The sequence below is a fragment of the Microcoleus sp. Pol7_A1 genome (assembly GCF_036701085.1).
GTDB lineage: Bacteria > Cyanobacteriota > Cyanobacteriia > Cyanobacteriales > Microcoleaceae > Microcoleus > Microcoleus asticus.
The window spans coordinates 64,232-85,302 of record NZ_JAUBQD010000029.1; the positions used below are offsets into that span (position 1 = coordinate 64,232).

At 46.6% G+C, this 21,071-nt stretch carries 21 protein-coding genes and 1 tRNA gene; 11 read left to right on the forward strand and 11 right to left on the reverse strand.

Going from position 1 to position 21,071, the window contains the following annotated elements; translation table 11 throughout:
- Positions 1-334 precede the first annotated feature (334 nt).
- The 3 genes from QUA20_RS17425 to QUA20_RS17435 are packed head-to-tail and all read left to right on the forward strand — an operon-like array spanning position 335 to position 2,221.
- Entirely contained in the window at positions 335-1,432 is a 1,098-nt protein-coding gene (locus QUA20_RS17425) for an NAD(P)-dependent alcohol dehydrogenase (protein ID WP_333190244.1), read from the forward strand.
- Positions 1,429-1,578, forward strand: coding sequence for a hypothetical protein (locus QUA20_RS17430; protein ID WP_333190245.1), 150 nt, complete (start codon positions 1,429-1,431; stop codon positions 1,576-1,578). The genes QUA20_RS17425 and QUA20_RS17430 overlap by 4 nt, the downstream gene beginning before the upstream one ends.
- 22 nt (positions 1,579-1,600) lie before the next feature.
- Entirely contained in the window at positions 1,601-2,221 is a 621-nt protein-coding gene (locus QUA20_RS17435; protein WP_333190247.1) for an FMN-dependent NADH-azoreductase, read from the forward strand.
- Positions 2,222-2,474: 253 nt separating this feature from the next.
- On the opposite strand, the gene QUA20_RS17440 is transcribed toward QUA20_RS17435, so the two are convergent.
- The 4 genes from QUA20_RS17440 to alr form a co-directional block, all read right to left on the reverse strand.
- A tRNA-Ser gene (locus QUA20_RS17440) sits at positions 2,475-2,563 on the reverse strand.
- A gap of 190 nt (positions 2,564-2,753) precedes the next feature.
- A complete protein-coding gene (locus tag QUA20_RS17445) occupies positions 2,754-3,890 on the reverse strand; it encodes a patatin-like phospholipase family protein (protein WP_333190248.1) in 1,137 nt (378 codons plus the stop codon).
- Between the two features lie 47 nt (positions 3,891-3,937).
- Entirely contained in the window at positions 3,938-4,786 is an 849-nt protein-coding gene (locus QUA20_RS17450; RefSeq protein ID WP_333190250.1) for a mechanosensitive ion channel family protein, read from the reverse strand.
- 379 nt (positions 4,787-5,165) lie between these two features.
- Positions 5,166-6,368 (reverse strand): alanine racemase, encoded by a 1,203-nt coding sequence (gene alr, locus QUA20_RS17455; RefSeq protein ID WP_333190252.1) that lies wholly within the window; start codon positions 6,366-6,368, stop codon positions 5,166-5,168.
- Between the two features lie 248 nt (positions 6,369-6,616).
- Between alr and QUA20_RS17460 the strand changes: the two genes are divergently transcribed.
- Positions 6,617-8,197, forward strand: coding sequence for a peptidoglycan-binding protein (locus QUA20_RS17460; protein WP_333190253.1), 1,581 nt, complete (start codon positions 6,617-6,619; stop codon positions 8,195-8,197).
- Between the two features lie 95 nt (positions 8,198-8,292).
- On the opposite strand, the gene QUA20_RS17465 is transcribed toward QUA20_RS17460, so the two are convergent.
- The 5 genes from QUA20_RS17465 to QUA20_RS17480 all read right to left on the reverse strand — a co-directional run bounded on the left by QUA20_RS17465 (position 8,293) and on the right by QUA20_RS17480 (position 12,298).
- Positions 8,293-9,315: an S-layer homology domain-containing protein gene (locus tag QUA20_RS17465; RefSeq protein WP_333190254.1), complete on the reverse strand. Its 1,023-nt coding sequence runs from the start codon at positions 9,313-9,315 to the stop codon at positions 8,293-8,295.
- A 77-nt stretch (positions 9,316-9,392) separates the two neighbouring features.
- Positions 9,393-9,473 (reverse strand): hypothetical protein, encoded by an 81-nt coding sequence (locus QUA20_RS32035; protein ID WP_172184665.1) that lies wholly within the window; start codon positions 9,471-9,473, stop codon positions 9,393-9,395.
- Positions 9,474-9,497: 24 nt separating this feature from the next.
- Positions 9,498-10,388 carry a hypothetical protein gene (locus QUA20_RS17470; protein ID WP_246276570.1) on the reverse strand — a complete coding sequence of 297 codons (891 nt, stop codon included), beginning with the start codon at positions 10,386-10,388 and terminating at the stop codon, positions 9,498-9,500.
- 302 nt (positions 10,389-10,690) lie between these two features.
- Entirely contained in the window at positions 10,691-11,296 is a 606-nt protein-coding gene (locus QUA20_RS17475; RefSeq protein ID WP_333190256.1) for a DUF1517 domain-containing protein, read from the reverse strand.
- 456 nt (positions 11,297-11,752) lie between these two features.
- Positions 11,753-12,298 carry a hypothetical protein gene (locus QUA20_RS17480; RefSeq protein WP_333190258.1) on the reverse strand — a complete coding sequence of 182 codons (546 nt, stop codon included), beginning with the start codon at positions 12,296-12,298 and terminating at the stop codon, positions 11,753-11,755.
- A gap of 816 nt (positions 12,299-13,114) precedes the next feature.
- Between QUA20_RS17480 and rfbB the strand changes: the two genes are divergently transcribed.
- The 4 genes from rfbB to hpsJ-A all read left to right on the forward strand — a co-directional run bounded on the left by rfbB (position 13,115) and on the right by hpsJ-A (position 16,992).
- Positions 13,115-14,221 carry a dTDP-glucose 4,6-dehydratase gene (rfbB, locus tag QUA20_RS17485; protein ID WP_333190260.1) on the forward strand — a complete coding sequence of 369 codons (1,107 nt, stop codon included), beginning with the start codon at positions 13,115-13,117 and terminating at the stop codon, positions 14,219-14,221.
- A gap of 387 nt (positions 14,222-14,608) precedes the next feature.
- Complete coding sequence (crtA, locus tag QUA20_RS17490) at positions 14,609-15,460, forward strand: cyanoexosortase A (RefSeq protein WP_333190261.1); 852 nt, start codon at positions 14,609-14,611, stop codon at positions 15,458-15,460.
- Positions 15,460-16,128, forward strand: coding sequence for a cyanoexosortase A system-associated protein (locus QUA20_RS17495; RefSeq protein WP_333190263.1), 669 nt, complete (start codon positions 15,460-15,462; stop codon positions 16,126-16,128). The genes crtA and QUA20_RS17495 overlap by 1 nt, the downstream gene beginning before the upstream one ends.
- A gap of 186 nt (positions 16,129-16,314) precedes the next feature.
- Positions 16,315-16,992, forward strand: a complete 678-nt coding sequence (gene hpsJ-A / locus QUA20_RS17500) for an HpsJ-like protein, cyanoexosortase A-associated (protein WP_333190264.1) — start codon at positions 16,315-16,317, stop codon at positions 16,990-16,992.
- 337 nt (positions 16,993-17,329) lie between these two features.
- Here the strand turns inward: hpsJ-A and QUA20_RS17505 are convergent, their stop codons facing one another.
- Together QUA20_RS17505 and rpaB are read right to left on the reverse strand one after the other, a co-directional pair.
- Positions 17,330-17,971: a cofactor assembly of complex C subunit B gene (locus QUA20_RS17505; protein ID WP_333190266.1), complete on the reverse strand. Its 642-nt coding sequence runs from the start codon at positions 17,969-17,971 to the stop codon at positions 17,330-17,332.
- Between the two features lie 97 nt (positions 17,972-18,068).
- The gene (gene rpaB, locus QUA20_RS17510) at positions 18,069-18,800 is read right to left on the reverse strand and encodes a response regulator transcription factor RpaB (protein ID WP_071587789.1); all 732 of its coding nucleotides are present in this window, start codon (positions 18,798-18,800) and stop codon (positions 18,069-18,071) included.
- 164 nt (positions 18,801-18,964) lie between these two features.
- Here rpaB and radA point away from each other — a divergent pair, with 164 nt between their 5' ends.
- Genes radA through QUA20_RS17525 form a run of 3 tightly spaced genes read left to right on the forward strand, consistent with a single transcriptional unit; the run spans position 18,965 to position 21,000 of the window.
- Positions 18,965-20,500 carry a DNA repair protein RadA gene (radA, locus tag QUA20_RS17515; protein ID WP_333190268.1) on the forward strand — a complete coding sequence of 512 codons (1,536 nt, stop codon included), beginning with the start codon at positions 18,965-18,967 and terminating at the stop codon, positions 20,498-20,500.
- 45 nt (positions 20,501-20,545) lie between these two features.
- Positions 20,546-20,776, forward strand: a complete 231-nt coding sequence (locus QUA20_RS17520) for a type II toxin-antitoxin system prevent-host-death family antitoxin (RefSeq protein WP_333190269.1) — start codon at positions 20,546-20,548, stop codon at positions 20,774-20,776.
- A complete protein-coding gene (locus QUA20_RS17525) occupies positions 20,773-21,000 on the forward strand; it encodes a type II toxin-antitoxin system VapC family toxin (protein ID WP_333190271.1) in 228 nt (75 codons plus the stop codon). The genes QUA20_RS17520 and QUA20_RS17525 overlap by 4 nt, the downstream gene beginning before the upstream one ends.
- Positions 21,001-21,071: the final 71 nt, after the last annotated feature.

Genomic DNA, 21,071 nt, shown 5'->3' on the forward strand with positions numbered 1-21,071 from the left:
TGCAACACTATTGTTAGAGGTAAGGTGCGGTATGCTTCGCCCTACAGATAGAGTTTATGCCTAAGTCCTAATTAAGTTATGGAACTATCGTCTTACTCTCATGCTATGCGTAAACGTTCAATATCCCTGATTAGTGGCGCACCGAACATACGATAATACTCGCGGCTGAATTGTGAGGCAGGGCTGCGATCGCCCGATGGCGTCGGGCCCCGCAAGCTACGATTTTATTTGCGATCGATCGACCCGATGATGTTGATATCAGCGAAATCATCGTCAGACCAACAGCCAGCCCTTACTAAAGCACCACACATAAATCGCCAAAAAGAAAAAGCAAATGCTAGGAAACACCTCTATTGAACAGAATAGATCGATGCGTCCCGGTTACGGACTTGCCGCTTTAAGCCGAGGCGAACCCCTCGTTCCCTGGGCATTGCAGCGCCGCGACTTGCGACCCAATGACATCGCCGTCAAAATTCAGTTTTGCGGCGTATGCCACAGCGATCTGCACGCAATTCGAGGGAATAGCCGTTTTCCTTTGGTTCCAGGTCACGAGATGGTAGGCGAAGTCACGGCGATCGGCGCGAATGTCACAAAATTCCAAATCGGCGATGCTGTAGTAGTGGGTACGATCGTCGATTCCTGCGGTCACTGCTCATCGTGCAAGCGACAGTTAGAACAATATTGCCTCGAAGGGGTGACAACAACCTATGACGGCATTGATAGGCACGACCGCAGTATCACGCGCGGAGGCTACTCGAACGAATATGTCGTCGATACCCATTTTGCCTATCACCTTCCCGCTGGTCTCGATCCGGCAAGCGTTGCACCGCTGCTGTGCGCGGGCATAACAACCTGGTCGCCACTACGCCACTGGGAAGTAGGGCCGGGTAAAACAGTTGGGATTGTCGGGTTGGGTGGACTCGGACACATGGCGGTGAAATTTGCTCGCGCGCTGGGCGCTCATGTCGTCGTATTCACCACGACTCCAGGAAAGCTGGACGATGCGAAGGCGCTGGGAGCAGATGAGGCAATCCTGTCCACCGACAAGGCGCAAATGGCAAGTCAAGCATCCCGCTTCGATTTTATTCTTGATACCGTTTCATCTCGCCATCCCCTCGACCCCTATCTGCGATCGCTCAAACTCGACGGTACGCTCTGTGGTCTGGGCATTCCCAAGGACTTGGATTTTAGCCCCGTCTTTCTGACGATGGGACGGCGGCGGTTAGCAAGTTCAGGTGTGGGAGGGACGCTGGAAACGCAGGAGATGCTGGACTTCTGCAGCCTGCACAACCTCGCAGCCGATGTCGAAATCATTGCGGCGGAGGATATCAACGAGGGTTTTGAACGGCTGGAGCGAGGAGATGTACGCTATCGTTTGGTAATCGACATGGCTACGCTCAATGCGCCAGCCGAGGACATTGCCCGATCGTGAAACCGCAAGATGTGGGAATGCCAGAATTCCGCAGATTGTGCATTCGGGCGATCGCATTCGCCCGATCGATCTTATTTGCGATCTGCCAACCTGACTGTGTTGATATCAGTGAAATTATCGTCAGATATACAGCAAGTCCTTACTAATGAAAAAAAGAGCTTAAATCACATGGCACATCTTCTTCAAATTGATGCAAGTCCGCGCGGGAATCGATCGATCTCGCGGACGCTTGGACAAGAGTTTATTGACAAATGGATAGCGGTTTATCCCAACGATACAGTGACTTATCGCGATCTCGGACATCATCCTGTTCCCCACCTCACCGAAACATGGATTGCTGCTGCATTCTCACCATCCATCGAGCATACGCCTGAACTAGCAGATACCATCCGCATATCGGATGAGTTAGTGGATGAATTGATTGCAGCCGATCGCTATTTGATTGCCACACCGATTTTCAACTTCACGGTTCCATCCACTCTCAAAGCATACATCGATCAGATTGTGCGGATCGGTCGCACCGTTGTGATGGATGGAAATAATTTCCAAGGACTCTTGCAAGACAAGAAAGTCTTAGTAATTGCGTCTCAAGGAGGTAATTATCAATGTGGAACTCCCGATGCGGCACTCAATCACCTCGAACCTTATTTAAGGACTGTTTTTGGCTTTATGGGGATTACTGACATGAGCTTTATTTACGCTCATAGTTTGCATAAACACCCTGAAGCCCGCGAAGAGGGACTTGCCAGCGCTAGGGAATCTATTCAAGGCGCGATCGATCGTTGGTGACATTTAGATAGCAAAGAAATCGAAACATGGAAGAATTCGATATGAAAGAAAAACAAAAAATTCAAGGGGATGATATCAAATCCGGTAGCATCGGAATTAATATTACTAATAGCCCGGACACCGCGAGTGCCGTGTCCCTACAATTAATCCGGGTAGTCCCAGGGCACGGCGCCGTGTCCTCTATATCCTTCCAGTGTAACTGAAATTGATATGACGAATCTCAAACCCTCAATCGATCAAATATTAAATAGAACGGAGAGGGGGGGATTCGAACCCCCGAAGGATGATAACACCCTTAACAGATTAGCAATCTGCCGCTTTCGACCACTCAGCCACCTCTCCCGATGACAGCAACTAATCATAGCACACACATCTAGCCTTTGGCAACCCCTAAATTCAAAAAATCCTCAATCCCTGACGCTGTATGGAAGGAAGAAGGGCACAACACGAATTTTGACACGGATACAGGATGTAAGAGGGAAGAAAAAGAAACTATTCGCAATGCCCGATGCCCGATGCCCAATTCCCGAAATCAAGACTGCTCCCCAAAGCCCCTAGCCTTCAAGTGCTTTTCCCAACTAAAATTGGAACTCAAAAAGAACCTCTTAGTATACAAATATCCCAAGCGGTACAGGTGAGCCTTGCGATCGGCATCGAGATTAAAATCCGTCGTTGTCACCCCAGCTTCAGTCACATCAATATTAATCACCCTGCCTTTATCCATCTCCCGCTGGTGATAGCGGTCTCTTGCTTTCATCATCGTTCTGAACATCGCCGCCAGCATCGACAGGGGAGTATCAATCTTAACTTTAGTCTCAATGCCGGTATCGACCAATCGAAACCCAAAGGTAAACCAGCGGGGCATAGCGGGAGTCGAACCGACGGATTGTTTGTCATAGATCCACAGGGGGAAATTGCTCAAAATTCCGCCATCGACAATTAAGTCATCGCCCAGTTTTCCCGGTTCAAAAAATAGGGGAATACTCATCGACAACCGCACGGCTTCAGCTACGCTAAAATCTTCGGGATTTGCGAGTCGCAACTGCTGGTATAAAGCATCGGAATCGGCAGATTCCTGCCGTCGCAAGTCGTCGGGGATTACCAACATTTCACCCCGACTGAGGTTGGATATTACTACTTTTAATTCCCGGTCTTTTACGATTTTTTTGACATCGGCAAAAGTGTGCAAGTTACCTCGACCGAGCATTGCTTCCAGCCACTGCCGGAACGGCTGCGCCGAATATTCTCCCATCTGACGGCTAACTGTGAGGAAAAGCAGCGTCCAAGCAGGAGATTGCAAGTCGTCGGCGGGGTCGCCGTTTAAAATTAGAGGACTGTTTTTTTGAGTTAAAAATATGCTGTAATCGAGCTGTCCTAAAATTTCCTCTAAATCATCAATTGACAAGTCGGTTGCCAAGACTGCGGCAGTAATTGCACCTGCAGAAGTGCCTGCCAATTTTCGCCAGCGGATGCCCAAATCGTTGCAGCATCTGAGTGCTCCTAAAAACGCAACTCCGCGCACGCCGCCGCCTTCAAAAACTCCGTCGGCAAAGATTTCACCGGTTGTTTCGTCGGGAGGCGGAAATTTGCTGAGAATTGTTTGTTTTTCGGTGGCGGTGATCCTGACACCGGGTTCTTGTAAAATTTGCTGCGGATACCACTTGCTCATGGGAAATACCTCGGATAGATTTGGGATTTTAGATTTTAGATTGATATCTATTGTTCTTGATTTTTGTGGGCATTCATGGCTTCTTTGACGTGTTCTTGAACTTGCGATCGCACTTGTTCGTAAGCCACCGACGCGCACCAAGGCCGGAGAGATAAAATAGTTGTGTCTGGAGTAATCTCGGCTACCAAACAAGTCGGGGGCGGATTCTCCAAAACCAGGGGGTGAGAGTGGGCAATTTCTAATAACTCAGCTACAGTTGGACGGATCGGTCGATCGCCAATATCAATTTTCAAGTCTACTCGCCTCGTTCCCATTGCCGTTGTATTTTTCAATGTACCGTTAAACAACTGATTGTTCGGGACAATAATTTTTATGCGATCGTCTGTCACCACGGTTGTTGAAAAAATCCCGATGCTGTCCACCACTCCCTTAACATCCCCAGCTTCGATCCCATCTCCGACTTCAAAAGGCCGCAAACTAATCAACATTACCCCAGCAGCAAAGTGCGACAAAGTATTTTGCCACGCCAAACCGATCGCCAAACCCGCCGCACCAACCACCGCAACCACACTGGTAGTTTGAATTCCCAACTGACTCAAAGCGGCGACTACTCCCACTACCAAAATCGTAATTTCAGCAGCTTGAACTAAGAATTTCCGCAGTGTGGCTTCGGTGCGACTCAGTGCTCGGCGAGTCACGCGCCCCGCAAAGCCGATCGCAAATCGCGTAATTAACAAAATGCCGATCGCCCACAGCAGTTGAGGTACAATTTTAAACCCCAATTCTACGAGTTTTCTCGAGAATTCTTGAGCTACTTCCAAGGCTTGTGTTCTTTCTGCATTTAGCTGAGAATAGAAGGTTTGGGCTATTGGTAAAAACGTCTGAATAACTGTCATGTTAATTTTAGATTGGTAATTGGTCACTTGTGCTGAGTGTAGCCGAAGTATGGGGCCTTGGGTATTGGTAAACGCAGTCTCAGTTTTCTGCATTAGTCCCAGATTCCGACAGGGGTTTTCAACTCCTGTCTCATAACTAAAGTCCTCTAAAATAAGACTAAAATCAATATTTTTCTCGCTCAAACTATTGAGTCGGTTTAAATAGAGATATTGCACCATTATCAATAACCCTTATATGGGCGGGCAGGATGCCCACCCCACAATAAAATGCACTTGTTGTGGAACAGGCATCTTGCCTGTTCTTGACAATGAAGCAACATCTCAGTTTAAACCCACTTTAGCGATGAGCCAGGGGGTTTAAACCCCTGCCGAACTACTGTTAATAGTTTACTGCTACGCGGGGCAATCGGTGTTTAAAACCGCAGAGAATTTCCCACGAAATAGTTCCTAAAGTCGCCGCCCAATCGTCAGCCGTAATTTGATTTTCCCCATTTTTGCCCAATAGCGTCACCACTTCACCGACTTCTAAATCGGGAATATCAGTTACATCCAGCATTAATTGATCCATCGTCACGGCTCCCACTTGCCGCACGAACTGACCCCTGACTAAAACCTGCATTTTATTAGAAAGATTGCGCGGAATACCATCTGCATAGCCGATACCAATTACGGCAATCTGTGTCTGGCGCTGAGCTATAAATTGATAGCCGTAACTGACGCCTGTTCCTGCTTCAATTGTTTTCACCTGCGTTACCCTAGCTTTTACCTGCATTGCGGGCTTCAAATTGGCGATCGACTGCAAGTGAGGTGCTGGATAAAGACCGTAGGTAGCTAAACCGACTCGCACTAAATCGTAGTGCAAATCGCGGTCAGCGAGGACGGCAGCAGAGTTTGCCAAGTGGAGGCGAGGGGGGTTAATTCCTGCTATTTTAATTTGCTCGATCGCCCGTTTAAACCGCTGGTGCTGCTCTCTCATCACTGCTGGATCGGGACTGTCTGCTGTCGCCAAGTGAGAGTAAATGCTGGCTAATTTTAAATTGGGCAACCGCTTGACTAATTGTACAAATTCTGTTGCTTCTTGCCAGGGCGTACCCAAGCGAGACATTCCCGTATCTAACTTAGCGTGAACTGGCAAAGATTGGTTGAGATCGGCGAGAACTTCCGAAAAAATTAAGGCTTGTTTGGCAGTACAAATAGTGGGCTGCAAGTGCCATTGGGCGATCGCCTTTACCTGTTCCGGTGTATGGGTTGCCCCCAATAGCAAAATCGGCGCTTCTATCCCAGCTTCTCGCAATTCTATGCCTTCGGGAATTGTCGCCACTCCCAGCCAACTAGCACCTGCTTGCAATGCTATTTGACTGACTGCAACAGCACCGTGTCCGTAAGCATCCGCTTTCACAACTGCCATCAGTTCTGTGTGGGGAGATAAGAGATTTTTAAGCTCTTTTACATTGTGAGTTAAAGCTGCTAAATCCATTTCTACCCAAGCCCGCTGGCAAAGTCCCCCGTCACCGTCCCCCAGCACCGTCTGGCGGGATTCTTTTGTCGTTGATTCTGCGGTTGTTTGTTCCCTACTCCACATTGTCGATCGCTCCTACTTGCTTGCACGCTTAAAAACTGCTCTAAAAGCTGCTCGGATATTTTACCCTAAGTTTGATTATAATAAGACTTTTTTTTAATCAATGTTATACAAGTTTAAAAAAAGAATGCAACTGCAGGCAAGCTGCAAACCCATATTGCATCAGTCATTCCCAATCTAAAATCTAAAATCTAAAATCTAAAAGGGTATTAACTGGTGTATCATAGCACCAAAAATACCCGGTAAAAACTATGGACGGACTGGCCTACCTACATTTAGCTGAAACTTGGGAAACGGCTGCGGGTCAAACTCGATCGACCAACTCAAAAAAGCACCTGAATTTAGCCTATACTTCTTTACTTTTCTTTACGCTCGCTCTCACAATTTTAAATTTAGTCAATCCCGCACTCGCCATCAAAAAAGGCGATTCAGGCCCAGAAGTAGCCCAACTCCAGAAAACTCTGCAAGCAGCAGGATATTTTAGCGGTAAGACTACAGGATTTTACGGTTCTATTACCCGGGCTGCTGTGAAAAAGTTCCAAGCAGACAACAACCTGAAAGTAGACGGAATTGTCGGCCCTAAAACCTTGTCAGTGCTGAAAGGTAACCAAAGCGCCAGCATTGAAGCTGCGGAAAAACAATCGCCAAATGTCGATCGACCTTCGCCATCTCCTAGCGCCACAGAAAACACAAACCAACCCGAAGATACAACTAACAATCCGCCTCAAGAACCTCTATTTCAAGAACCATTTTTACCACCATTTAAAACAGAAAGTCCCGAGGAGAAACAAGAAAGTGAATCGCAACCCCAAAGGCTAATAAATCCTCCCGACAACACTCAAGGAAAAATGACCTTGAAAAAAACAATTTACGGCAACATCTCGCCCAAATCAATAGTTTATTCGGGAGATGGCTTGTTTTTTGCTCAAAACATGATGTACCGCCACACAATCACAGTTTATGACAGGAACTTTAAATTAGTCAAGACTATTCCCGATACAGTAAACTTGTCGAAGTTCGGCTTTTCTAAATTCAAAGGCAATTATCAAGGCTCTCCCGTAGAAGCGGCTTTTTCAACCGATGGCAAATATGGCTACGTCTCCAACTACAAAATGTACGGTTCGGGGTTTAGCAATCCGGGAACCGACAGGTGTTCTCCAGCGGCAAAACACGACCAAAGTTTCCTGTACCGCATCAATACCCAAACTTTGAAAATAGAAAAGGTAATTCCTGTAGGTGCAGTTCCGAAATTCAATGCTGTTTCACCTGACAATCGCTTCGCGCTCGCGAGCAATTGGTGCAGTTGGGATTTGAGCGTAGTTGATATCAATAAAAATCTCGAAGTTGAGCGGGTAAAACTGGGTGCATATCCTCGGGGTATTGTTGTCACTCCCGACTCAAAAAATGCCTATGTTGCCGTCATGGGTTCTTCCGATATTGCCAAAGTGAATCTCATAGACTTTTCGGTAGAATGGCTGAGAAATATTGGCAATGCGCCGCGTCATTTGACGATCGACCCCAACGGAAATTATCTTTATGCGACTTTGAACGGTGAAGGAAATGTGGCAAAAATTGACCTAAAAACGGGTGAAGTGGCGAAGAAAGTTAGGACGGGAAAAGCGCCTCGCAGCATGACGATTTCTGATGATGGAAAACTACTTTATGTGGTCAACTATTTCTCGAATACTGTTAGCAAAGTTAGAACTAGCGATATGAAAGTGCTGCAAAAAGTGAATGTTAATTCCAGTCCGATAGGGATTACTTACGATCCGGAAACTAATCAGGTTTGGGTAGCTTGCTATTCGGGCAGTATTATGGTGTTTCAAGATTAATTTAGCTGCTTCGCAGTAAGGGCTGGACTCCTGACTGCAAACAATAGCGATTAAATGTTATTTTGGGGCGGCCTATGAGCAACGCCCCTAAAATACTATTTGGACAACTTTAAAGGCTTCACAACATACTCAGAAGACTTAGCAGGTACTTGACCTTTTTTTGCCATAGCTTGGTAAATCATGGCTGCTACTTCAGCGCGAGTTGCTATTCTATTCGGCTGCAAAAGTGTGCGCTTCGGGTGGTTGACAACAATACCAGCTTCTGTAGCTGATGCTACTTTGTTAACTGCCCATTTCGGCACTTTTGCCCTGTCTGTATAAACTTGTAAAGTTTTGGTTGCTTTTGTTGATGGTTTCAGGCTCAAACCGCTTGCTAAAGCTGCGATTACTTCGACACGCGGAATCTGTTTTTCGGGACGGAACTCATTGTTTGGGTATCCTTTAAGATATCCAGTTTTGACAGTGTGGTCGATCGCAGGAGCGACCGGACTCTTGTCTTTTACGTCTTTAAAATCAATCGGTTTTCGGATCGGTTCTTTGTCGTCGGACATTCGCTGAATTAAGCGCGCTAGTTCGGCTCGCGTCATCGGTTCGTCGGGACGAAATTTGTTGTCCGTGGAATCAGCAAAAATTTTCCGATCGACTAAAGCTACAATGAACGGACGCGCCCAATATTTGTCTGGAACATCGGATAATATAACGGGCCCAACTTTGGGTTTAGCCGCTTTCGGTTTGGTAATTGCCGGAGCGGGAGTCGATCGCACAATTGGCTTGGGAGGAACAACGACGATCGCCCCCACCGGAGGAGTTGCCGGTAAAATCGGCCCTAAAGGTGCCACAGGTGCGACATCCGATTCTGAGGGAACCAGGGTTGTAGCGGGAGATCGCAAATCCGAATTCGGCGGCGCAGGCGTTAATATTCCCGGGCTCGCGGGCGTAACAGCAGGTTGAGAAAAAACGGCTGGAAATTGCCAATTTCTGGCATTCAATCGATCGGGATTTTTACCTGTTACCCAAAATAAAATTGCTCCCATCGTGCCGAAGGCAACCAAGATAGCAATCAATTCATCCAATCCTAGAGGGTTTCTTTCCCCTGACGGGGGTTGTGAAGAAGACATATGGTCACCTACATATCAATGTAGAAATTAAATCACATATTTTTTTCGTCTGGGGGAAACAGAGAAGGCTAAATCAACTATTCCAAAGTTCTCACTCTCAATACCTGCGACGGCGTGGCATCGAGAGGAGATATAAAATCAACTTTTACCGATCTCAGTTGCTGATTTTTGCAATCTTTAACTCAGCGCCTTCTGCCACTCCCGAAAGAGCCACTCCGACTCGGTTGACGGGAACTCCTGCCGCTACCAAAACTCGGACTCCGCCTTTGCTGCGGGGAAGTTAAGTTGGGCGATCGCCTCAAAGTGCTGCCGCCGTAACCCGAACCGGTCGATCTATTATTGGCATTTGGACGTACGGAGGGTCTTACTGGCTGGTTAGATGTGGGCGATCGCAGGCGGCCGGTAGTCCTTAAAACTTGACGGTTTCTCACCTCAGGAGGCGGAGTTCGGTAGCGAGTTTGATATTGGTTAACAGCTTGGCTGTAAGTATTGCCATAGCCGCCATATCCTGTCATAATTCCCGGCTGATAGACTGGCGGCATATAATATTGCGGTCTAAATAACAAACTGCCGATCGCCTGACCGGCTATAGCCCCAGCAAACGGCGCCCAGAAGCCTGATTGCTGTCTCACTACTACGGTTTGGGGCTGACCGGTTTGAGGGTTATTGACAGTTTCAGTCACGTTGTGAACGTACTCAATTTTAAAATCTTCTGTCAAATGCAAAACCGCTTGATTGTTATTCACATTTAGATAACTTTTCTTGCCTGCCGATATTTCTTCATCCGTTAAGCGAGCCATTTGCAAATCCGTAGTGCGGTAAACTGGGGGACTGCCGGCGGGAGTATTCAGCAACATCAAACTGTATTCACCATTCGCATCGTCGTAGGTAGCTTGCTGTACGGGATATTGACCTTGAGCCAAGTTATTGTTGGCAGCAGCAGGACGCACCGTGTTAACATTACTATTTGGAGCTGGATTGGCAGGAGGTTGTGGGGTAGGAGAACCGCAGGCGGTTGCCGTCCATAACAAAGTTAAAGCCATTAAATAAATTGTCAGTTTTCGCAGCATCATAAATAATTATTGGTAATTAGTAAGGAAAAAGGAAGAAGCAAACAACTTCTAGCCCGGGTTCTGTGAATTGCGTGTCCTGAATCAAGGTAATTGGTAATTATCAACGACTCGATTTACATTCTATCGCTAATCCAGCTTGCAGTCAGGACTTGATTTCTTATTTATTCCCAGCTTGAGGAATTCCCTGCTCACTACAAACCTGTGTTATTTTCCCTCTTTTCTGCTCATCCGCTTGGGGCGGACATCGTTTTTGTCGGAGCGAATTCTCTTCGCCGCTTCGATCGTTGGGGTTTTTCTAGTTTTTAAAGGGGAATGAGTTCGGGGAAATTGACCAACACTTGGTCGTTGGTAAGTTCGTCACCCAACTGTGCGGGAGAAAAGTGAACTTGCACAGCTCGGAGCCTGTGCTGGTAATTTAAATTAATCATTGCTTTTAAACCGACTTTCAGCGCGCTGATGTCAGCTAGGTCAGTTTCTAGGGCAGGAATTTCGCCTTCATAAGCAACTGTCAGCATCACTACGACATTTCTAGTTACCGGCAAAGACAAGGGGGCATTTTTATCGTAAACAGATGTGCTGTATTGAGGCTCGCTGAGATAGCGCTCGGCTGAATCAGTGAAAAGTTCATCCACATAATCGCCGGCTTCGCCTTCATTCCAAAAAACATCGCCTTCATTGGCTGCTGCTTGCCAGTAGTTGTCGTACTGCAACAGGTGATTGCAAATTTCTACAAGACCTTCTCCTAAAACTGCTAGGTCGCCATCGGCATCAATTGCTTGTCTGGCGGTGCGGTTGAGAACTCCTAACAGCGGTGCAACTTCTTCGCCTGTTAGGTGAACGAACACCCGGCAAACTGCCAGTCGAGTTTTACCTGTAAATTGATTGAATCGATCGCGCCAAGCATTCATAACCTATAGTTGTAATCTGTAGGGCTATATTTCCCACCGTAGCAGGGGATTTGAACTTTTGCCGTCTACCCTCAGATTGATATGAAGAGTATTTCTGGCGATCGCCTGCGCAGCGTACTGTCTCGCTTTGAGTCATCTAATTTTATCGCAGTTTTCAATCGGATCAAATACTGTAGGGAGACGGCACTGCCGTTTACTGACGGGTATCTGCGATTTTTAATAATAATTGGTAAAAATTTGATAATTGTAGCAAGACTTTTTAAAATTGATATTAATTCGGCGTTCCTTTGCTTCGCCGGAATATGATATTGTTTGCGATCGATTCATTTGTCAATTGTTTGCAATGCTTCGCGATCGCACTGACAGGAAATTGTAGGGGTAGATAATTTTACATCAAAAAACCTCCAATCTTGCAAGATTGGAGGTTTTTTGAGCGAATACTTTGGTTTGAAATAACTATTTGACGATCGCGTTTTGGACTTGTTCGATCGCAATTTCAGAACTCAACTCGGCAACTGGCGAAACCGGCAAATCCAGCTCGCCGCCTGGAGCTTCTGGGTGTTCGCGAACGGCTGCAACCGCATCTGCTGACTCAGCTACAGCACCGGCAGCCGCCAAATCTAGCAACGCCGGAACTTCCAGGTATTCAGAAACACCTGCATCTGCGATCGGAGCGATCTGTTCTTCAAAAACTTCAAAATTATCGGTCATCGCAGCGCAAGCAGCAGAGGCGCGCTTGCCGGCACGGTAGCTCATGTAGGCCGCACCGCCACCCAAAACTCCAGCCAAACCTAGGAAACCGAGAGCTCCTGTTTTGTAGGATTTCCACGGATTCATTCGCTCCGAGCCGCCGGAACCTAGGAGCGTTGTCGCAGAACCTGATTTAGTCGCCCCAGATTTGCTGTAGGAACAGGGGTAAGCAGATGCGGCGTCACCGATGGCGATGCTGCTTGCGATCGCGACGACGGAAGCAATGCCAGCTAACACTTGAAACTTCTTCATAAAAAAAAATTCGGTAAGTGGGAAACGAGCAACTGGGAAACGAGCGCGGCTTTAGCCTGCTCGTGGGAAACAGCTCGGCGGTTTCAACCGCCTTGAATCTTTCCATTACACGGGGATTGCTTAATTCGGTGTAATGAATGTGATGTACTTTCACCCTTGACAATTACCATGTCAAATTTGGCAACCCCGCGAGCGCATAATGTTTGCTCCTTGCGGAGCCTCCCTTTCGGGGTGATGTTAGCTTCGACAATGTTAACGGCCGGTACTATATCTAGGACACTGACTTAACCCAATAAATCTGTTTAATCCTAAATTTCTAGAGCAAGGAACTAGCTTCGCATCCCTTGGTAGGTCTTTAAACTCTTACCGTTAACGTAGTGCAAGGCACTTAGTCTGGTCAACTGTGGTTTAAGTCTTAGGCTAGAAGCCCAGTGTGTCTTTAGACCTGGGTCGTTGACGGTGTTCTGGAGATTGTAAAGGACAATTAAAAAATTAATGGTAACAGCTCTTTACAAATGTATCAACTCTGCGCGCCGCCAAAATCGCGGATCGATCGCAAATGTCAACTATAGCCTGACGCAATTCAAATTTAAAATTGGCAGCTTAAAAATCTGCAATGGTTGCTCTGTAAGCGTTTTGAGTAACAGAACCGCAGAAGTTAAAGTATTGTGAACCAATATGCGCGATCGCGCCCAAATTAGAACATCTGAGGTGAGACAGTAGAAAATTTAGTTACAGACTGGCAAACACTTGGTGACAAACTACTTTTAAGGCTACTTTTGAAAAGGCTTAGTTATTGGAAAAACTCTTATTTTTATGACAGACAGCGGGAATCAAGGCATTGAGCGAGCCCCTCGCCGATTGTTGGTGACGGGCGGGGCTGGATTTATCGGCTCGAATTTTGTGCATCACTGGTGCAGCAGCTATCCGGGCGATCGAGTAGTCGTACTCGACGCTTTAACCTACGCCGGAAACAGAAAAACCCTGGCAACTTTGGAAGGAGGAGAAAATTTTCGGTTTGTGCAAGGGGATATTTGCGATCGTAGCCTAGTCGATACCTTGCTCAAAGAAGAAAACATCACCACAGTTGCCCACTTTGCCGCAGAATCCCACGTTGACAGGTCAATTATCGGGCCTGCCGCCTTTGTTCAAACAAACGTTGTCGGAACCTTCACGCTTTTAGAAGCCTTCCGCAAGCATTTTGAAGCAATTGATGAGCCCTCTCTCAAAGCAGAAATGCGCTTTCTCCACGTTTCTACCGACGAAGTTTACGGCAGTCTCGGCCCCGATGACCCAGCCTTCACAGAAACAACTGCCTACTCGCCCAACAGTCCCTACTCAGCCTCCAAAGCTGGCAGCGACCACCTCGCCCGCGCCTATTTCCACACCTACGGCGTCCCGACAATTATCACCAACTGTTCCAACAATTACGGCCCCTATCACTTCCCAGAAAAGCTCATTCCATTAATGTGCATCAATATGCTATTGGGCAAACCGCTGCCAGTTTACGGCGACGGTCAAAACGTGCGAGATTGGCTCTATGTTCTCGACCACTGCCGCGCTTTAGATGTCGTTATCCACCGCGGCCAGCCTGGGGAAACCTACAATGTTGGCGGCAACAACGAGGTAAAAAATCTCGATTTAGTAAAAATGCTGTGCCAGCTAATGGACGAATTAGCTGAGGATTTACCCGCCCGTCCTTGCGAACAATTGATCTCATTTGTCAAAGACAGAGCCGGGCACGATCGGCGTTACGCTATTGATGCCAGCAAAATTAAAACAGAGTTAGGTTGGACTCCCTCAGTAACAGTTGAAGAAGGTTTGCGACAAACTGTGGAATGGTACTTAGCCCATCGCGAGTGGTGGGAACCCCTGCTTTCCGAGGAATATCAAACTTACTACCGGAAAGTCTACTCTAATTAATCTACTCCTGGACGCACTGGCCGCGAGAAACCGGAACTAAAAACCCGCTTTTCAAGCTCAAGAGTGCGTCCTGAAAGGTTTTTGTCTTGCCTTCAAGCTTTACATTTAAACTCCTGGCGCAGAAACTGGGTTTTACGGAGGAAAATCTTTCGTGGAGTGCGATCGGTCAGAGTAAAAAAACCCGCTTTCTTTGGTATGAGTGCCTAACTTCAGATTTAATTAGGTGGAAGTAATTATCACAAAAATTCACTTTTGTCAATTTTTGTGAAGATTTACTTAACAATCATCCCAAAGGCATAAATTCAAGTGTTTGTGGCGGATAATTTGTATAGAGTTACCAGATTGAGAAAGCATTTTAGAAGCTTTTAGTAAAAACAAAAAGCAGCAATGACCGAAATAAACTCGCTCAAGCACATCCAAGAACCTAAATACTGGCTGTTAGGCATCGCCTCCGGTTTGATAGTCTTACACCTAACTCTGACTTCCAGAACCAATGACACTGACCTGTTCGGTACAATGTTACTGTTTTGGGGAGTCGTAGCATTTCTCATTTGGGAAAGGCACGAATCCTTAACTTTTGAAAGCGGAATTTTCGCCAGCTTCTTTGGGTCATCGTTAATTGCTTTAATATTGCTCAAAAGTTCGTCGATATCGGGATACGACTTTTTTATTAGAGCCACGCCTTTTTTGTCGGGAGTCAGTCTCGCATTGCTGGCTTCGGGAACAAAAGGACTGAAACAATATTGGCAGGAACTTCTAATTCTTGGCTATACAGCGATTCCTCCCGGGTTGATCGGAGTATTCGTTGATGTCGCCAAATTAACAGCTAAATTTTCAGCTTTCATCCTGCACTATCTAGGCTTTGAAGTTGTGCGGAAAGGGGTTTTCCTAATCCTGGAGAAGGGCAGCGTAGAAGTGTATCACGGCTGTTCTGGGGTGAATGCGATGCTACAATTGTTAGGAATGGCTCTGGTTTTCTTGCTGATGTTTCCTACAACACTTGGTCAGAAAATTGTACTGCCACTCGTGGCAATAATTATTGCATTTGTAGTGAATGCAGCGCGAGTTGCTCTCATGGCAGTGCTGGTATCGCTATCTCAACCCGAAGCATTTAAATACTGGCACGAAGGAAATGGTTCGGTAATCTTTTCGATGATTGCTGTATCTATTTTCGGGTTATTCTGCTGGTTTGCTATTTTGAAAGATCAACCCCAAAATAAGGAAGAACAGAATTGCTAATGGCTATTACCTCTTGGAAACCAGTTAGGCTTTCCCTGTTGGCTATTACTTTGGGAGCGGTTTTGTTGGTTGCCGGAAAATTGGTTTTCTATCCATCTGCCGGCAACACTCTGGCAACCCCGTTTGAGTTTCCCGAGTCGGTGCCTCTAGCCGATTGGAAAATGCAGAAGAGCGCGCCGCTGAAACTTAGCGACAATTCTGAATTCAAAGCTGCCAGGAAATATGAATATCAAAAAAATAGCATGGCTCTAGAAATAGAGATGCGCTATGCGGTAAACACCATTGGGGATGTGGAAGGTATGATGAAAGGACATACTGTTCTCAAGTCGTCTCCTGGTAAACTAGCATTAGTAAACACTCAAGGCACGGGGTTTCACGGAATTTTGCAACAGCAAAATCGACTGTATTTGAGTTCGTGTATCAATCCTAGCGGCGGTGCTACAGTCACTTCCCAACAGTTTAGATATAATCGAAATACTCGCGATTGGAACCCGAACCGCATTCTGTTTTGGTTGTTGGGTCGGGGAAATATTCAAGACCGACGCTGTTTGTGGACTCAGATGTCTGTGCCTTTGGATAAAACAACTCCAGAAGATGCAAAAAAAATTCTAGAGAATGCTTGGGTTTCTTGGTATGGGTGGTGGCAGCCGCGATTTCCCGAGCCTTGAGTCGAGTCAGTAGATTTTAGATTTTAGCTTTGAGATTTGAGATTTTAGATTTACTCCACAGGTGAATTTGGAAGCTTGAACAAGAGTCTAAAATTTTTGACTCTCCACGAGAGGAGTACGTGGCACGGTATCCGTTTTTGGGCGGAGTCAAGAGAGATTTTTCTTAACAACAATTCTGATTATTTTATGAATGACGTACAAGGCGAGCAAGGTTTTTCTATCTACAGGCTGCGTTGGATTGGTTACGGTCTATTAATTCTGTCTGTATTAGATACGATTGCAGTTCTTATACCAGCAAATTTTGGCAATCGCGTCTGGGAATTGCAGACGATTGGGGCTGTAGTGGAACGGGTGCCAGTTCCTTTACTGGCAATGGCGCTGATATTTTTTGGAGAAGGGTACGACCGCAGAGGTTTGGAAGACCTTTTTTTGAAGGTTTTGTCTTGGGTTTGTCTGCTGCTAGGTCTGGTTTTTCTGTTGATGCTGCCTTTGGGAATTTTTGGTACTATCTACGTCAACAACCAAAACAACCAGCAAATTACTACTCAAGCAAACCAACAATTAGCTCAGTTGCAGCAGGTGGAAGAACGGCTGAATAAGGGTACTCCTGAAGATTTAAGGAATTTGGCGGGGGAACTTACTCGTTTGGGGGTACAAGCGGATGCGCAAAACCCACAGCAATTGAAGGAGCAAATTCTTTCGAGAATTACTCCGGCTAAGGAACGGTTACAGACGCAAAGCGCTGCGGTTCAGTCAGGCCAGCGCTTGGGGTTATTTAAAAATGCTGTTAAGTGGCTGCTGGGCGCGCTGATTTCTAGTGTTTTGTTTTTTACTTTGTGGCGCGGTACTGATTGGGCTCGCTAGTAGTTTTCAGTTTTGAGTTGCGATTTGTGAGCTAGTAAGGTGCGCCTAGCGCACCCGGAGAGCGTTGTTGAGGACTAAGATGCGCCCTGTGTACGCAGCCGGCTTCTTGGTGGTGAAGAAGACTCTCAAACCCTGCAAATTTTGTTGGGGGGAGCGCTCGCTCTTTTTCTTTTCAAAAGATATCGGTAATAAATCTTGTTTATTGCCGATAGCCAACACCTAGAATGAGGCAAATCCGTCGTTAGCGCAGCCCTCGAAGACGATCGCACCAAGACGCGAGCTGGCATTGTGCAATCCACAATCTAAAATCCACAATCTAAAATCTAAAATCTAAAATCTAAAATCGATTGATGGTATTTTCTAGTTTGTCGGCAATGCCTTCAACCCAGTTTTCATCTTGTTTGGTGTAGCTGCGGGGCGCGTTAGCACCTAAGATTAAAACGCCTTGAGTGCCGATCGGCTGACAGATGACTCCTTGAGTATTTTCTGGCAAATAGTCAAATTCAATTCGCCCGGGATAAATATTGAGATTTACTAAATAAACTGGTTTGTTTTTGTCGAACACTCGCTGCAAAATCGGCCCTATTTTGACTTCGGGATTGATGCCTAAAATGCCGCGCCGCAATAGGACTTTTCCCTGATAGACAATTACGATCGACCTTGTGGCGGTATTTGTCAACAGCAAACGCGACGCCCAGGCTAATTCTATTTTCACCGCCTCCGGCAAATCCGGCGCAAATTCAAAACCTTCTTCGCCGATAAGTTTTACGGAATCCGGCGATCGCGCTTGCACCTGCTGCCACAGCAAACCTGTTAAAATCAGCAGAGCGCTGATAATTACTCCTAAAGCGTCCGATCGAGCTTGAGAATCTGTAATTTGCTCTGTCAGCAAGCGGTTGACCATTAGCAGCGTACCTGCTAACCCTCCTGCAACTAAGGGCAATTGCCGCAAAACTCTATTGGGATCAGATTTAGTCATTAGTCATCAGTCAGTAATCATTAGTCATTAGTCATTGGTAATTGGTAGTTGGTAATTTAACTAATGCCAACTGCCAACTGCCAACTGCCAACTGACTTTATCCTACTTCTCCAATTTCGACAATTCGCTGGAACAGATAGCCGGTGCCGCGGGCGGTGAGAATTAATTCGGGATTGCTGGGGTCGTCTTCCAACTTTGCCCTAAGCCGCGAGATGTGAACGTCCACTACGCGCGTGTCTACGTGGCGTTCTGGCGTGTATCCCCACACTTCCTGCAAAATTTCCGATCGCGAAAAAGGCTCTCCAGAACGGCTGACAAGCAGTTCTAACAAGCTGAATTCCATGCCCGTGAGCCGAATTCGTTCGTCGCCTTTGTAAACTTGGCGCTTGTTGGTGTCAATCCTAATATTGGTGACGTGGATGACTCCGGAACTGGGAATCCCCGAGGCTCCGTTTTTGTCAACCCTCCGCAGTACCGAACGGATGCGGGCTTCAAGTTCTTTGGGAGAGAAAGGTTTGACGACGTAATCGTCGGCACCCAATTCTAAACCGGTGATGCGATCGGCTACGTCTCCCAAAGCGGTTAGCATGATGATGGGCACGTCTGACTCTTTGCGCAACTCCTGACAGACGCCGTAACCGTCTAGCTTCGGCATCATCACGTCCAAAACCACTAAGTCGGGTTCGGTGTTGCGAAATGTTTCGAGAGCTTCTTCGCCGTCAGCAGCGGTGACGACATCGTAGCCAATCATGGAAAGGCGAGTCTCCAGAATGCGGCGGATACTGGCTTCGTCATCGACTACCAGAATTTTTTCTTTATGGTTTTCCAAGTTACCGAGCACTCCTTAAGTTACATTTCAGATAATGTTAATTTTTTGTACCCTATCATAGAAGACACAAATTGAATCATGTGTGGGGAGCGGTCTGAAAGCTTGATAATTGCTTTAACTCAGACTTTTCTAAATGTTAGGGTGACTATTTATCATAGTAAACAATGCCTAAGCCTCGAATACAATATATTTGTCGGGAATGCGGGTATGATTCACCACAATATTTTGGCAGGTGTCCTAGCTGTCAGAAGTGGGATTCTTTTGACGAGCAGGTAGAACAACCTACTGCTGGTGTGTCGCGGGCTGGTTTAACAGGGGTGACAACTAAGACAGCGGGCGGTTCGCCTCCTGATAAGTCGAAGGGTCAACCAAGGGTATCTTTCAGATTATCGCAGATTGCCGACCAAACTCAGTCTCGCTGGCCTTCGGGTTACGGGGAGCTCGATCGAGTTTTGGGAGGCGGGATTGTTCCCGGATCGCTGGTGTTGATTGGGGGGGAACCGGGAATCGGGAAATCGACCCTGCTGTTGCAGGTGGCGAATATGTTGTCCCGCAAGGATCGCATACTGTATGTCAGTGCGGAGGAGTCCGGCCAGCAGGTGAAGTTGCGATCGCAGCGTTTGGGCGTGGCTAATCCGGTTGAATTGTCAAGCAACGGCGGGCATAAATCCGGCAGCAACGGGGAAGCTAAAAAGGATTCTGAGGACAATTCAGCGGAGAATTTCTATTTGCTTCCAGAGACGGATTTAGAAGTTGTTTTGCGGGAGTTGGAAGCGCTGAAACCGAATGTGGCGGTGATTGACAGCATCCAAACTATTTATTTTGCTAGTTTAACATCGGCTCCGGGTTCGGTGGCTCAGGTGCGGGAATGTACTTCGGCTTTGATGCAGGTTGCGAAAAGGGAAAATATTACTTTATTTATTGTCGGTCACGTTACGAAAGATGGAGCTTTGGCCGGGCCGAGGGTTTTAGAACATTTAGTAGATACTGTACTTTATTTTGAGGGCGATCGCTTTGCTTCTCACCGGCTTTTGCGATCGATGAAAAACCGTTTTGGCGCTACTCACGAAATCGGTGTTTTTGAAATGGTAGCAAACGGTTTGCGAGAAGTAGATAACCCGTCGGAGTTATTTTTAGGCAATAAAGATGAATTTTCGCCCGGTACTTCGACGACTGTTACTTGCGAAGGAACTCGACCGATTTTAGTAGAAATTCAGGCGTTAGTCAGCCCTGCGAGTTTTGGTTCGCCGCGCCGCACTACTACAGGTGTGGACAATGCTAGATTGCAGCAAATTTTAGCTGTTTTGGAGAAAAGGGTGGGGATTCCTTTATCTAAATTAGATGTGATTTTGGCGACGGTGGGCGGGTTGAAAGTGGACGAACCTGCGGCGGATTTGGCAGTTGCGATCGCCGTTGTGGCCAGTTTTCGCGATCGGGTAATCGATGCGCGCACTGTTTTGCTCGGAGAAGTGGGTTTGGGGGGACAGGTGCGGCCCGTTTCCCAATTAGAATTGCGGCTGAGGGAAGCGGCGAAATTGGGTTTCAAAAGGGCGATTATTCCTAAGAATCAACCGGTGCCGGAGTTGGGGATGGAGATTATTCCGGTGGCGAAGGTAATCGATGCAATAATTGCAGCGATTCCGGCTACTCCCGCTCAGTTGCAGTCGGTTGATTTGGAGGAAGAGGATTTGTTTAATTGAGTTAGAATGGTGATGTTATAAATTGATAGTAAGGAGGCACGAATTATGTATCAAGTAGACATTATTGAGGCAAAAGAAAAGCTTCTGGAATTAATCGAAGCGGCGATGAGAGGCGAAGAAGTGGCGATTACTCAAGATAACCAGCCTGTTGTAAAATTGGTAGGAATACCCAAACAAGCTAAACCCAATCGGCAAGCAGGAAGTGCCAAAGGAATGGTTTGGATGTCCGATGATTTTGACGAACCGCTAGAAGAGTTTAAGGAGTACATGGAATGAGGTTGTTGTTGGACACTCATGCCTTTATTTGGTATACGACAGACAGTTCGAGACTCACCGCAACAGGGCGATCGCTAATTGACAACGGAGAGAACGATATTCTCCTGAGTACAGCTAGCGTCTGGGAAATGGCGATCAAACATAGTATAGGCAGGCTAACTTTTAGTATGCCTTTTATGGAGTTTATCAAGCAGCAGATCGCAGTTAATAGAATTGAGATATAGCAATCCTAAATCATTATCATGATTGTGATACAATTATATGCAATACTTGATTGTGACCATAAAAAAATGAA

Bases quoted from the DNA above. Each gene is read 5' to 3' on its own strand.
- QUA20_RS17495 (WP_333190263.1), top strand. From the start codon at position 15,460: ATGGCTATTACCTCTTGGAAACCAGTTAGGCTTTCCCTGTTGGCTATT.
- QUA20_RS17445 (WP_333190248.1), bottom strand. From the start codon at position 3,890: ATGAGCAAGTGGTATCCGCAGCAAATTTTACAAGAACCCGGTGTCAGG.
- QUA20_RS17435 (WP_333190247.1), top strand. From the start codon at position 1,601: ATGGCACATCTTCTTCAAATTGATGCAAGTCCGCGCGGGAATCGATCG.
- crtA (WP_333190261.1), top strand. From the start codon at position 14,609: ATGACCGAAATAAACTCGCTCAAGCACATCCAAGAACCTAAATACTGG.
- QUA20_RS17520 (WP_333190269.1), top strand. From the start codon at position 20,546: ATGTATCAAGTAGACATTATTGAGGCAAAAGAAAAGCTTCTGGAATTA.
- QUA20_RS17525 (WP_333190271.1), top strand. From the start codon at position 20,773: ATGAGGTTGTTGTTGGACACTCATGCCTTTATTTGGTATACGACAGAC.
- QUA20_RS17450 (WP_333190250.1), bottom strand. From the start codon at position 4,786: ATGACAGTTATTCAGACGTTTTTACCAATAGCCCAAACCTTCTATTCT.
- QUA20_RS17475 (WP_333190256.1), bottom strand. From the start codon at position 11,296: ATGAATGCTTGGCGCGATCGATTCAATCAATTTACAGGTAAAACTCGA.
- QUA20_RS17425 (WP_333190244.1), top strand. From the start codon at position 335: ATGCTAGGAAACACCTCTATTGAACAGAATAGATCGATGCGTCCCGGT.
- QUA20_RS17470 (WP_246276570.1), bottom strand. From the start codon at position 10,388: ATGATGCTGCGAAAACTGACAATTTATTTAATGGCTTTAACTTTGTTA.
- QUA20_RS17465 (WP_333190254.1), bottom strand. From the start codon at position 9,315: ATGTCTTCTTCACAACCCCCGTCAGGGGAAAGAAACCCTCTAGGATTG.
- QUA20_RS17480 (WP_333190258.1), bottom strand. From the start codon at position 12,298: ATGAAGAAGTTTCAAGTGTTAGCTGGCATTGCTTCCGTCGTCGCGATC.
- alr (WP_333190252.1), bottom strand. From the start codon at position 6,368: ATGTGGAGTAGGGAACAAACAACCGCAGAATCAACGACAAAAGAATCC.
- radA (WP_333190268.1), top strand. From the start codon at position 18,965: ATGCCTAAGCCTCGAATACAATATATTTGTCGGGAATGCGGGTATGAT.
- QUA20_RS17505 (WP_333190266.1), bottom strand. From the start codon at position 17,971: ATGACTAAATCTGATCCCAATAGAGTTTTGCGGCAATTGCCCTTAGTT.
- hpsJ-A (WP_333190264.1), top strand. From the start codon at position 16,315: ATGAATGACGTACAAGGCGAGCAAGGTTTTTCTATCTACAGGCTGCGT.
- QUA20_RS17460 (WP_333190253.1), top strand. From the start codon at position 6,617: ATGGACGGACTGGCCTACCTACATTTAGCTGAAACTTGGGAAACGGCT.
- rfbB (WP_333190260.1), top strand. From the start codon at position 13,115: ATGACAGACAGCGGGAATCAAGGCATTGAGCGAGCCCCTCGCCGATTG.